Genomic DNA, 13752 nt, shown 5'->3' with positions numbered 1-13752 from the left:
AAGTATGTAAATAAATTAAGTTCTCACGTTATGGTTTTTGTATAAATATAATATTTTTTAATAAAATAGCTTGCTACAAGAGAATGCGTGTAAAAGTATATTTTGGTAAAAATCCTTATGCTATGATTTCAGAAAGACAATTAAAATAATTACAAAAGTAATTTATTGGCATCGAAATATTTTAATAAAATCTTAATTAACCTTACGAATCTTTAAGTAGTCTTAAATGCCATAGTTATCTGAGGCCAGAGTGTTAACCTGCGCTTAGTTGATATATCTAAACTCCCCTGTAATACGTTGCGAGTGCCAGGTGCAGGGTGAATGTCTAGGTTGGGATTAATTTATCTTTAAAATACAGCAGATTACATTGGCATTTCTATGATTTGGCTAATTGGGGCTGTTTAGCTAAACCCTGATTATGGAACTGATATTTAGAGAGCTCTACACGGTGAGTACTTTAGTGCAGTCGTTCTGTAGGTGAAGGTAACAATAAAATCAGTTTAATGGACGAATGCTGCATGTATAAGGATGTTTATTATGAATAAAATATATCGTGTTATCTGGAACAGTACGCTGATGCAGTGGGTTGTTACCTCTGAACTCGGACGGGCCAGAATTAAAAGAGCAGTCAGTAAATCTTTACAGTCAGTAGGACTGATAGCTGCCTTATCCACCACAGCATTCGCCACCACCTGTGAACTTTCAACCCTGAAATGCCAGCTTGATGCAATCTGGAGCCCGGATACGAATAATGGTCAAAATGGGGCCGCAGAAATTACTGACGGAAATACGTGGCTAGTTACAGGGCTGGACACGTGGCAAGGCGGGGAATTAACGTATAAATATTTGACTCATCTTCAGCATGTCATAAATGCTGGCTATACCGTATCGCAAAACGGTAATGTCATAACGTCGTTACCTGCCGCCGGGAATACCCTTATATTTCCAGGTATGACGACTGCGGTGACGGTGTATGATCCCATCACCGCGAGCAACAAAACAATCATGGTGTATAATTCAGCGGCATTTACGGAGCTGGATGCCTACACTTTCAACCCTGCTGAACCATTCGTTTTGCCGGATGCTGAACCTTATATAGATAGCCGACTGGCAACCGTTACTAATGGTGTGGCAAATATATCACTTAATAAAAATCAATATAGCATTGGTGAGTTAAGAGAAAGCGCTCTGGTTTACGTTGATGGTACCAGTGCGAATAACGCCACAGCGAACTGGACTTCCCAACAGCTGATTCAGACTGTTATTCCGAGTGATTTAGACTCTCTGAGTTCAAGCACTTACAGGACCATTAAGACAAACAATTATTCGGGGACTTTCACCGCATTTGATGGTTCCTCACATACCGTCAATTCCCTTGCCGATTTTAAAGCCTGGAACAACTGGATCGTCAGTAAGTTGTCTTCCGGCGACCTGGCATACGCCAGCTACCAGGCTGAATTGGATAAAGCTTATTCCACGGCCTCCCAGACTTATCTCGTCTCCCACATTCCGGATGGGTTTGATGTCTCAGCTTATGGCGATCGTGATGTTGCTTTTCTTCGCGCAAATGGACAGAACGCCACAATCACCATTGCCCCGGGCGGATCAATTGATTTGAGAGCTAGCAGTAGCGCGGCATTTAAACTTGTCCAACTGGATAACAAAGCCACGTTTATTAATAACGGAACGGCAATGACCACCAACAGGATTGCCCAGGTCTATAGTGGCTCTTCCTTTATCAATAATGGCGTGTTAAGTCTTGGTGGTAACATTCCAGATAGTGCCTATCAAAATAATCCTATCGTTCTTTTTGGTAACGGTAGTCGTTTTATCAATAGCGCGTCAGGAACTTACTCCATTTCACCACGTTACAACTATACCAATAAAAATCAGAATGGCTATGTTGAAGGGGTGCAGATCAATCAAGTTGGCAGTGGTGAAAACGCAGGAACCATGTACACCGGTTACTGGAGCAATACTGTTGATAAATTCCAGACCGGCAGCGTGAATGTTGCCAGGGTTCTTAGCGGCGCGAGTTTTGTTAACAAATCTACGGGTAAGATTAATTTAGGGTATTCCCTGGATGGGAATAGTGAAGCCTATCTGAACACGGGAAGTGCCGCAATTCTTACTGAAAGCGGTGGTAGTGCCGACAACCAGGGAACAATCACCCTCAGCTCTCTGGCGAATGGAGTTTATGGCCTGCATGCCATTAATGGCACAACGTCTTTGATAAACAGTGGCGTCATCAACGTCAACAGCAATGGGGATGATGGCGCTTTCGTTCCCTCTGAAAGCATTGGTATTTACACCCGCAGTAATACCGCTGGAACGGTAACCAGTTCGGGCACAATCAATCTTAATGGCGTGAACAACACCGGGATCAAAGCGGTTTCCGGCGGGAAAGCGTCATTATCCGGCGACATTAATATTAACGGTGGCGCAGAACTGTCAACCGGACTGCGTAACTACGGTGTCTGGTCCGAAGGGGCTGGTTCACTGGTTGATATCTCCGGCCAGATCAATATGAGCGGTGATGGTGCAATAGGTGTTCATGCCCGTAATGGCGGCAGCGTGGCCATTTCGGGTACCGGTGAAGTGAACTTTGAGAACGGCACCAACCAGATCGGCTATTACGTTTATGGCCCGACCGCCTCCATCACTAATAACGGTACCGGCTCTCAGGATGTCAGCACCGATGGCTCTGTCCTGTTCCGCGTGGACGGCGGGGCAGACTTCGCCGGTGGTGCGGGTGCAGCCTCGATTCTGACCGCCTCCGGTCAGGGCGCGACTACGGTGGTGGCTAACGGCAAAGACGCCACCAGCGGCAATATTTCTGCCTTTAACTCCGGCGGTATGACCCTTAATCTCTCCGGAGAAGACTCCACCGGCGTGATGATTCAGGGTGGGGCGCAGGGCAAAATTACCTCTAACGCTAAAATCAACATGACGGCCACCGGTGCGGTAGCAGGGATTGTTGACGGTCAGGGGTATGATATCAACGGTAATGCATCCGGCAGCGTAATTGCGGGTGTGCTGGCGAATGCGGCGCTGAGTGCGGGGGCGACGGGTTTCGGTACAGGGACTATCCTGGTCACTGAAGCCGCGCTGAACTCCGCGCTGGATGCGGTGACCGGGTTTATTGCCCGTAACGGTGCGGAAATCAGTAACGCAGGTAACATTGCCTTCACCGGAGAAGATACCACTGGCCTGCTGATTGAAGCCGGTGCCCGCGGGAATAACACCGGCAGCATCACTGTTGGTGCGGGTGGGACGGGTATCGTGGCGCAGGATGCGACCGGCACCAACACCACCGTGGTCAACAACTCGGGTAATATTGTGCTGAACGGCGGCAATGTTGCCAATCGTACTACCGGTATTATCGCCAGCGGCGCAAAAACGACGGTAAATATGACCGGCGGCACCGTGACCCTGAACGGGGACGGCGCTATCGGTGTGCGTGCTTCTGACGGGGCGACGGTCAATCTCTCGGGGACCGCCACGCCGGACTTCTCCTCCACCGCGACCGACCAGATCCTGTTCGCTATCTCCGGCGCGGGCTCGACCATTAATACGAATGTGCCAACGGGTACGGTACTGGATGCGGCCGGTGAACGTTCAACGCTGTTCCGTCTGGAAGACGGGGCGACAATGAGCGGCGACATCCAGGTCGCGGCCAGCGGTAAAGGGGCGACGGCGCTCCATACCACAGGTCTCGGAACCAGTGCCACGATCGGCAGCGGCAGTACCCTGGACATCAGCGGTACGGGTGCCACGGGCGTGATCGCCTCCGGCAAGTCAACGGTCACTATCGAAAGCGGTGCCACTCTGGATCTGACCGGCACCGGTGCAAAAGCGGGTACCGTAGACGGTAACACCTACGGTTCTGACGGTTCACTGATTGCCACCAACAGCGGTGCCCAACTCAATAACGCTGCGACCATCAGTTCATCAATAAATGGTGCGACTGCCTTTACTGCGCAGAACAGCGGCACGCTTGATAACAGCGGCGATATCGTCCTCACCGGTACTGGCTCAACGGCAGTGAAAGTGCTGGGCGGTGAAGAGGATAATAGCGGCAACATCACCGCTAACGGTACCGCCCTGTACGTCGGCAAGGGCGACCAGAACCAGGCTTCAACTGTCAGCAACAGTGGGACCGTGCTGGCGACTGACGGTAATGCAGCTATCGAACTTGCTGCAGGAGCGTTGAACCTTGTCGGCAGCGGAGTCGGTACCATTGAGGCGCGGGGAACGGCTGATGGCGTGCTGGTCAGCACTGGCGCAACCGGACTCGACGTCACTAATGCACACATTATCGTTAACGCAGCGGGAGCCACAGGGAACGGTATTGAAAACGCCGCTAACCTGACAGACCTGCAGCTGACCGGTACCACCATTGATGTGGCGAACGGTGCCGGGGTGCGGACATCGGTTACTATCGATAAAACCAACAGCGGTACCATTAACGTCAGCGGTTCAGGAACCGGGATTGCGTTTCAGAAAGCTGATGGCAGTGCGACCACCGGTAATCTTGATATCTCCGGCTCGTCCGGCTTGACCATTAACGTCACCGGCGCGGGTGGTACAGGGATTCTGGCCAACACCTACGGTACCGTGGACACGGCGGCAAGCGTCAATGTGACTCACGCGGCGGGTGGTTCTGCGCTGAAACTCGGCAGTGGCGTCACGGCGGCGACTAACCGGGGCATCCTGTCCTCGTCCAGTTCCGTGGCACCGACGGTCGATACGGCTAATGCCACCACCTTCACCAACGCCAATACCGGGGTGATCACGGCTTCCGCCTCCGGTACGCCGACGCTGGCGATGAGCGCGGCGAATGCCACGATGAACAACGCCGGTCTCATTAACGGTGACGTGGTGATGAACGGGGCAAATGCCACGGTGAATAACACCGGCACCGTCAGCAACAATATCACCACAAGCAGCGGCAACAACGCCGTTACCGTAGATAGCGGTCTGGTGGGTGGGAATATTGCACTCAACGGCAGCGGCAGGAATGCTGTACTGCTGAAAAACAGCGCGGAGGTGAACACCGTAAGCGGTTCCGCAGGTACAGATACTGTGACCATCCTGGGTAACGGTAACACGTTTAACGCCCTGAACGGTGGTAGCGGCACCGCCACCGCGGTGTTTGACGGTGTGACGGCGGGCTTCCATATGAATGGCACCGGCGCACAGATCAACAACTACAACCAGGTAAACCTGCGTAATGGTTCCCTGTTCAGCCTCGATAACGGCTACTCGCTCGGCGGTAAACCGACCGGCGGGGCTGCATTTGATATCGATACCCGCTCAGTACTGGCGGTGAACAGTGCGGCTGACCGCACTTTCACCAACAAACTGACCGGAACAGGTACCGTCGACGTGGATAATGGCGGCAAATCGTTCGGTTTTGCCTCCACGGCCGGCAGTGCCTTTGCCGGTACCGTGGACATGAACAACGCGCTGTTTGCCCTGGGCGGTACGAATACCTCAGCGCTGACTAAAGCGACTCTGAAAGCGAACAGCGGTAGCATTACCACAGTGGCTGACGGTGAACAGGTTATCGGTGGGCTTACCTTTGCCAGTGGCGAAGTGGAATTTAATGCCACCGCTCCGGCACAGAAAGTGGCAACCAGCCATGTGATGGTCGGGAAACTGGATGCGTCCGGCACGGGTACGGTACAGATCAACGTTCCGGCTCCGTATGTTCCAAGTTATGAAACATCTACAACGGCGTCTTTGATGACCCAGGACGATGCCAACATTGGTCTGGGGCTAGTCAGTGCCGCGCAGGTCAACGGCAGCGGGGGGAACCTGACGCTGAAAGACCAGAGCGGCAACGTTATTACCTCTGCCACACGGGTCGATATTGCTCAGGGCGGCAGCACGGTAGCGAAAGGTACATACGACTATCGCCTGACCACCGCTGGGGCGACCGGCAGCCAGGACGGCCTGTACGTGAACTACGGCCTGAAGGAACTGGAGCTGCTGGCGAACCAGACCCTGACGCTTGAAGGCACGACGGGTGCCACTGGCGCAGCAGCGGATCAGTCCGCTCGTATCACCGGTAGCGGTAACCTCGCCACCAGTACTTCCGGCAACGACGTACTGTCGCTGTCCAACAGCGGCAACGACTACACCGGTAACACCACGGTGACGAGCGGGACCTTGCGTACCGACGTGGACGGCGCGCTGGGTAACACCAGTGAGCTGCATATCTACAGCACCGCGAAGGCGGATCTCAATGGCACTGAGCAGACGGTCGGTCAACTGGCGGGTGATGTCGACTCCATTCTTGACGTTAACGGCGGGATGCTGAATCTGACCAGCGGCGGTTACAGCAATGGCAGCCTGACCGGCAGCGGTAAGCTGAACGTTGAGGGTGGCGTGCTGACCATCGACGGTGCCAATGGTAGCCTGAGCGCCACCACTACCATCAGCAATGGTGCAGAAGCGGTGATTAACAACGCGCAGGGCGCAGGCTCTGGTGATATCAACGATGAAGGTACCCTGACGCTGGACAGTGTTCTCGGCATGCTGGCTAACAACATCAGCGGTACTGGCGACGTGGATGCCACTGACAACACGAGTGCGCAGATCACCGGCGACAACAGCGGTTTCAGCGGGATGTTCAACATCGACAGCGGCAGCAACCTGACGGTCAGCGAGCAGAACAATCTCGGCACCGCAGCGGTCAATGATAACGACCTGCTGACCGTGAATACCGCCGGCGACTGGACGCTCAGCAACAGCGTCAGTGGCAGCGGCGGCCTGACTAAAGCGGGTGCCGGTACCCTGACCCTGACGCAGGATTCAGCGGCCTTCACCGGCACCACGGATATCACCGCCGGTACGCTGGCGCTGGGCAGTGACGCAGATACTGGCGTAGATATGGCAGGCAGTCTGGTGAACGTGCGCAACGGGGCTATCTTCACCGGTTACGGCAGCACAGCCGGAGATGTGGATGTCAAACAGGGCGGTACCATGCAGATGACCGACTTCACGGTGGGCGGCAGCCTGACCAACAGCGGCTCAGTGCTGCTGACCCGTGGTGACGGCCAGCCGGGCAACACTCTGAATGTGAACGGCAACTATGCCGGGAACAACGGCCTGCTGGCATTCAATACCGAACTTGGCGATGACAACTCACCGACGGACAAACTGACGGTACAGGGCAACACGACGGGGACGACCCGTGTCAGCGTAACCAATACTGGCGGTACCGGTGCGCAAACCGTGAACGGTATCGAGGTGATTGAGGTTAACGGCAACTCGGGTGGCAAATTCACTCTGACCACCGGCACTGTGGAAGCAGGGGCCTACGTCTATGCCCTGGCGAAAGGCACCGGTAATGGCGTGAAAAACTGGTACCTGACCAGTAAGTGGAAGAACAGCGTACCGCCGCAGGACGATCCGAATCCGGTAGATGTTGATCCGTCAGGACCGACCTCACCGGAAGTGGACCCGACCGCGCCGGCCGCACTGCGTCCGGAAGCCGGCAGCTATATCAGCAATATTGCGGCAGCCAACACGCTGTTTAACCACCGCCTGCACGACCGTCTCGGTGAACCGCAGTACACCGATGCGCTGTACAACGGTAACGATAACGTCAGCAGTATGTGGATGCGCCACGTCGGCGGTCACGAGCGTTCGAGTGCAGGTGACGGTCAGTTGAAAACCCAAAGCAACCGCTACGTGCTGCGACTGGGTGGCGATATCGCGCAGTGGAGTTCCGATGGACTGGACCGCTGGCATCTGGGCGTAATGGGCGGTTATGCGAACGAGCACAGTAATACCCGAAGCGACCGTGTCGGGTACGGTTCTGACGGACGCGTCAGTGGCTACAGTGCCGGTCTGTACGGCACCTGGTACCAGAACGATGCGAAGAAAACCGGCATGTATATGGACAGCTGGATGCTCTACAACTGGTTCGACAGCAGCGTGGAATCAGACAACCGTGACAGCGACAGCTACAAATCGAAAGGTCTGACCGCCTCCCTCGAAGCCGGTTATACCCTGAAAGCCGGGGAGTTCTACGGTAGCCAGGGGACGCTGAACACCTGGTATGTTCAGCCTCAGGCGCAGGTCACCTGGATGGGCGTGAAGGATGATGCCCATCATCGTAAGGACGGTACCCGCATCGAAACAGAAGGCGACGGTAACATCCAGACTCGCCTCGGGGTGAGAACGTACCTGAACAGTCACCATAAAATGGATGACGGTAAACAGCGTACCTTCCAGCCGTTCGTGGAGGTGAACTGGATCCACAACACCGAAACATGGGGCGTGAAAATGGACGGGACAAAAGTCAGCCGTGACGGTGCGCGTAATCTGGGCGAAGTTCGCACTGGCGTGGAAGGCAAACTGAACGATCGTCTGAGCGTGTGGGGCAACGTGGGAGTTCAGTTGGGCGATAAAGGCTACAGCGATACCCAGGGAATGCTGGGGGTTAAATACAGCTGGTAAACCCGGCAGTTGACTGAAGGCAAGCAGGAGCCGGGTAAGCCGGTTCCTGCTACCGGTCGATCATAACGACATTTTTGAAAAATTACCCGTCAGGTTTCGGGTTGATTGCTTCAAAAAAATTACCGTATTTGTTATATTGTTACTTATTGATTATTTACCTCCTCTGCGGTGCCAAAAAGAACAAGATTGACCGCAACCCAGGACATTAAAATGCTTGATTACCGCTTCCCGACAGCTTTGCAGATGGTTCTCAGCGTAGCGATGGCGGAGCAGATGGGTGAACGTTCGACGAGCGCCATTCTGGCCTACGGTCTGGAAGCGAATCCGAGCTTTATCCGCAAATTAATGGTTCCGCTCACGCGTGACGGGATTATCGTTTCAACGCTTGGCCGCAACGGCTCTATTCATCTTGGCCGCCCGGCGGATAAGATCACCCTGCGCGATATCTATCTTTCCGTAATAGAAGATAAAAAGCTGTGGGCGTCGCGCCCAGACGTACCGGCTCGCTGCGTGGTCAGCGCCAACGCCTGCTGGTACTTCAAATCTATTGCTGATGAAGCGGAACAGGCTTCGCTAGACGTATTAGCTCGCCACACCGTGGCAAGCGCGCTGGAAGAGGTCAAGAAAGCCGATACCAGCGGGTGCGATCCGGTACCTGAAATCGATACCCCGTATAAAAAAACGTCTTAATTATTCCCGCATTACAAAAAAAAACCGCCTTCATCGTGAGGGCGGTTTTTTATTATCGACGATGGTTTACGCAGGCAAAACGTCTCTTTCTACTTTACTGCGCGTCACGAGCTTACGCAGCGTCACGTAAAACACCGGTGTCAGGAACAGACCAAACAGCGTCACGCCCAGCATTCCGGAGAACACGGTAATCCCGGTGACACCCCGCACTTCTGCTCCCGCGCCGTGGCCGAGGATCAACGGGATCGTCCCGGCAATAAAGGCGATGGAGGTCATCACAATCGGGCGTAAACGCAGGCGACAGGCTTCCAGCGCCGCCTCCATGATCCCTTTACCCTGGATTTCCAGCTCCCGGGCAAACTCAACGATCAGAATTGCGTTTTTACAGGCCAGACCCATAAGAACGACCAGTCCCACCTGCACGAACACATTGTTATCGCCACCGGTCAGCCAGACGCCAAACAGCGCGGACAGCATTGTCATCGGGACGATAAGGATCACCGCCAACGGCAGCGTCCAGCTTTCGTACAGCGCCGCCAGCACCAGGAAAGCAAGCAGTACCGCGACCGGGAAGACGATCAGCGCGGTATTACCCTGTGTGGCCTGTTGAAAGCTCAGGTCTGTCCATTCAATGTTCATTCCATTCGGCAGGATCTGCTGAGACATCCCGCCCAGCTGCGTCATCGCCTGCGCGGAAGATAGAACGCGCGGGTCGGCGTCGCCAATCAGATCCGCAGCCGGATAGCCATTGTAACGGATCACCGGATCCGGCCCGTACGTAGTGCTGATATCCACCATACTGCCGATCGGCACCATTTCGCCCTGATTATTACGGGTGCGCAAATTAGCAATATCTTCCACGCTGTCGCGGTATGGTCCGTCGGCCTGCGCCATCACGCGCCAGGTGCGCCCGAACTCATTAAAGTCATTGACATATGACGATCCCAGATAGGTTTGCAGCGTTCCGAAAAGTTCAGTCAGCGACACGCCCTGCGCCTTCGCCTTATCACGATCAACCTGCACATCCAGTTGCGGTACGTTCGCCTGGTAAGTTGAGATGGGGAAATGCATCCCCGGCGTCTGCATAATCGCGCCGGACATCGTATTCACCGCGTTTTGCAGTGCGCCATAACCAAGACCGGCGCGATCCTGAATGTACAGCGAATAGCCTGACCCCTGGCCCAGCCCTAAAATCGGCGGCGGCAGGATGGAGAAACCGAAGCCCTGCTGGATCTGCGCGATTTTCGCGTTGATCTCAGCGTTAATCTCCGCAGCAGTTTGTTTACGCTGATCGAACGGTTTCAGGCCAAAGAAGACCGTCCCGGTATTCGGCGTGTTGGTAAATTGCAGCGCGTTCAACCCAGGAAAGGCCACTGCATAATCCACACCTTCGGTATTCATGCCGATCTCGCTCATTTGGCGGATCACCGCATCGGTGCGCGCCAGCGAAGAGCCTTCCGGCATTTTTACGCCGCCAATCAAATACAGCTTATCCTGAGTAGGAATAAACCCGCCGGGTACCGCTTTAAACATGACGCCAGCGGCACAGAGCAGCAGCAGATAAACCGCAAATACCGCGCCGCGTCGTCCGAGCGTTTTACCCACCAGCCCCTGATAACCGGTTGAGCTTCGGTGGAAAAAACGGTTAAACGGACGGAAGATCCAGCCGAACAGACGATCAATAATCCGGGTAGGGACATCTTTCGGTGCGCCGTGCGGTTTTAACAGCAGGGCAGCCAGCGCCGGAGAGAGCGTCAGCGAGTTGATGGCGGAAATCACCGTTGATATCGCGATCGTCACCGCAAACTGTTTATAGAACTGACCGGTGACGCCAGAGAGGAACGCCATCGGGACGAATACCGCGCACAGCACCAGGGCAATCGCGATAATCGGCCCGGAAACTTCACTCATCGCCTGGTGCGCCGCCTGAAGAGGAGAAAGCCCCTCTTCAATATTGCGCTCGACGTTTTCCACCACCACGATGGCGTCATCCACCACGATACCGATAGCCAACACCAGTCCGAACAAACTCAGCGTATTAAGCGAGAAACCAAGCAGATAAAGAATGCCGAAGGTCCCCACGACCGATACCGGCACCGCGATCAGCGGAATAATCGATGCGCGCCAGGTCTGCAGGAACAGAATGACCACCAGTACCACCAGCACGACCGCTTCCAGAAGGGTCTGCACGACCGCGCGAATGGAGTCGCGAACAAAAACCGTAGGGTCGTAAGGTGATGCCCATTGCATATCTTCCGGGAAGCGCGCAGACAACTCGTCCATTTTGGCGCGTACTGCGTTCGATAAATCAATGGCGTTGGCCCCTGGGGACTGGAAGATACCAATCCCGACCGCATCTTTATTATTCAGTTGTGAACGCAACGCATAGCTGCCAGAGCCCATTTCGATACGTGCCACGTCGCGCAGGCGCACTACCGAACCGTCTTGCGCCGTTTTCAGAATGATATTGCCAAACTCTTCTTCCGTATGCAGACGCCCCTGGGCGTTAATAGAGATCAGGAAATCACTCTCTTTTGGCAGCGGCTCGGCACCAAGCTGCCCGGCGGAAACCTGGACGTTTTGCTCCTGCATCGCCGTGACGACATCCGAGGCCGTTAATCCGCGAGCAGCCACTTTATTGGGATCCAGCCAGATGCGCATCGCGTATTCGCCCGAGCCAAAAATCTGAATCTGGCCGACGCCTGGCAGGCGCGCCAGCTCGTCCTTCACCTTCAGCGTGGCGTAGTTACGCATGTACAGGGAATCGTACTTACCGTTGGGTGAAAACAGATGCACCACCAGCGTGAGCGTCGGTGATTGTTTCTGAGTCGTGATACCCAAACGTCGCACATCTTCCGGCAGACGCGCTTCGGCCTGCGATACCCGGTTTTGCACCTGGACCTGCGCCTGGTCGGGATCTGTACCCGGACGGAAAGTCACGGTGGTCACCAGTACGCCGTCGGAGCCTGCGACGGATTTCATGTACATCATGTTTTCAACGCCGTTGATCGCTTCTTCCAGCGGCGTTGCCACCGTCTCTGCAATCACTTTTGGGTTAGCACCGGGATACTCCGCGCGAACCTGCACGCTTGGCGGTACAACGTCAGGATATTCGCTGACCGGCAATAGCGGGATGGCGATTAATCCGGTGATAAAAATCAGAATCGACAGCACTGCGGCGAAAATTGGCCTGTCGATAAAAAAACGGGAAAAGTCCATGGGTCGGATTCTCAGGTAAGGGATCAGTTGGAGGCAGTGCGGGTGGTCATGGCAATGGTTTTCGCGTTAACCGGCATGCCCGGCATAAACACCTTTTGTAAACCATCGACGATGACTTTATCGCCAGGCTTCAGCCCCTGCTGCACGATACGTAAACCTTCAGCCAGACGGCCCGGTGTAATATCGCGGCGCTGCGCTTTACCCTCGTTATCAACGATATAAACATATTTACGATCCTGATCGGTCAGCACCGCTTTGTCGTCGATAAGTGTCGCCTGGAATTCAGCGCTTCCCGGCAGGCGTACGCGAGCAAAGAGTCCCGGCGTGAACTGACGCTGTGTGTTATCCAGCAGCGCGCGCATGCGGATCGTGCCGGTACTCGGTGTGAGCTGATTATCAAGAAAATCGACTTTGCCCTGATGAGGATAGCCATCCTCGCCAACAAGGCCAATCTCAACCGGAAGCGCCTGGTGCTGACTAGAGGCACCCTGCCCGTTGCGGGCGAGATTTTGGTAGTGAAGGTAGGTCGACTCATCCACGTCAAAGTAGACGTAAACCGTTTTTTGCGATACCAGCGTGGTGAGTACGCTGGCGCTGTCACCGGCCGTGACCAGATTACCGCTGGTAATCAATGCGCGGCTGGCGCGACCATCAATAGGCGCGGTCACTTTAGTAAAGTCCAGGTTAAGCTGTGCGGCATCCACCGCCGCTTGTGCCGCGCGAATGTCGGCTTGTGCCTGCGTCGCGGCCGAGCGGCGCTGTTCCCATTCCTCACGGGAGACCACGTTGGTATTGACTAATTTATCGGTACGGCTTGCCTCGCTTCGTGCCAGGCTGGCCTGCGTTTTGGCTCTCGCCAGCGTCGCCTGTGCCTGTTCTAACGCGGCGCGATAAGTTCTGTCATCAATAGTGAATAACACATCGCCCTTTTTCACTTCCTGGCCGTCGGTGTAATTCACTTTCTCAATGTAGCCGGAGACGCGAGGGCGTAGCTGCACGCTTTCCACCGCTTCAATCCGGCCGTTAAAGCTATCCCACTGACTTATAGATTTCACGACCACGTTAGCGGCGCTGACGGCGGGCGCTTGTGGTGCGGCGTTTTGCGCGACACTGTCATCGCACCCGACGAGCAGTACGGAGAGCAAAATCGCTCCCGATGCGCTCAGATAAACGTTACCCCAGGTTTTTTGCAGGCTCATTATTTTTAATCCGGTAATTGTAGCCGCCGGGCAAGACGCCGCGGGAGACGCTGCGCCACTTCCTTTGTCCGGACTGGCTTAAGGCCATTTGTGTCGGTCATCGCCACAAAATTGTAACAATTGCGAATACACTATCTTAGCAATTGTAGAAAGGCGCAAAATTAAGTGCAAG

General features: G+C 54.6%; 4 protein-coding genes. 2 read left to right on the top strand and 2 right to left on the bottom strand.

Annotated elements, in window-relative coordinates:
• The first annotated feature begins 537 nt into the window (after positions 1-537).
• Both HVY19_RS17145 and HVY19_RS17140 read left to right on the top strand, forming a co-directional pair.
• The gene (locus HVY19_RS17145; RefSeq protein WP_181681679.1) at positions 538-8472 is read left to right on the top strand and encodes an autotransporter outer membrane beta-barrel domain-containing protein; all 7935 of its coding nucleotides are present in this window, start codon (positions 538-540) and stop codon (positions 8470-8472) included.
• A gap of 210 nt (positions 8473-8682) precedes the next feature.
• Positions 8683-9162, top strand: coding sequence for an Rrf2 family transcriptional regulator (locus tag HVY19_RS17140; protein ID WP_181681678.1), 480 nt, complete (start codon positions 8683-8685; stop codon positions 9160-9162).
• A gap of 66 nt (positions 9163-9228) precedes the next feature.
• Here HVY19_RS17140 and oqxB read toward each other — a convergent pair whose 3' ends face one another.
• Together oqxB and HVY19_RS17130 are read right to left on the bottom strand one after the other, a co-directional pair.
• A complete protein-coding gene (gene oqxB, locus HVY19_RS17135; protein ID WP_181681677.1) occupies positions 9229-12381 on the bottom strand; it encodes a multidrug efflux RND transporter permease subunit OqxB in 3153 nt (1050 codons plus the stop codon).
• A 23-nt stretch (positions 12382-12404) separates the two neighbouring features.
• Positions 12405-13580 carry an efflux RND transporter periplasmic adaptor subunit gene (locus HVY19_RS17130; RefSeq protein ID WP_181681676.1) on the bottom strand — a complete coding sequence of 392 codons (1176 nt, stop codon included), beginning with the start codon at positions 13578-13580 and terminating at the stop codon, positions 12405-12407.
• Between the last annotated feature and the right edge of the window lie 172 nt (positions 13581-13752).

The sequence above is a fragment of the Citrobacter sp. RHB25-C09 genome (assembly GCF_013836145.1).
Lineage (GTDB): Bacteria > Pseudomonadota > Gammaproteobacteria > Enterobacterales > Enterobacteriaceae > Citrobacter_A.
Note: the sequence above shows the minus strand (reverse complement) of the source record. Positions and strands in the feature narration are given on the sequence as shown.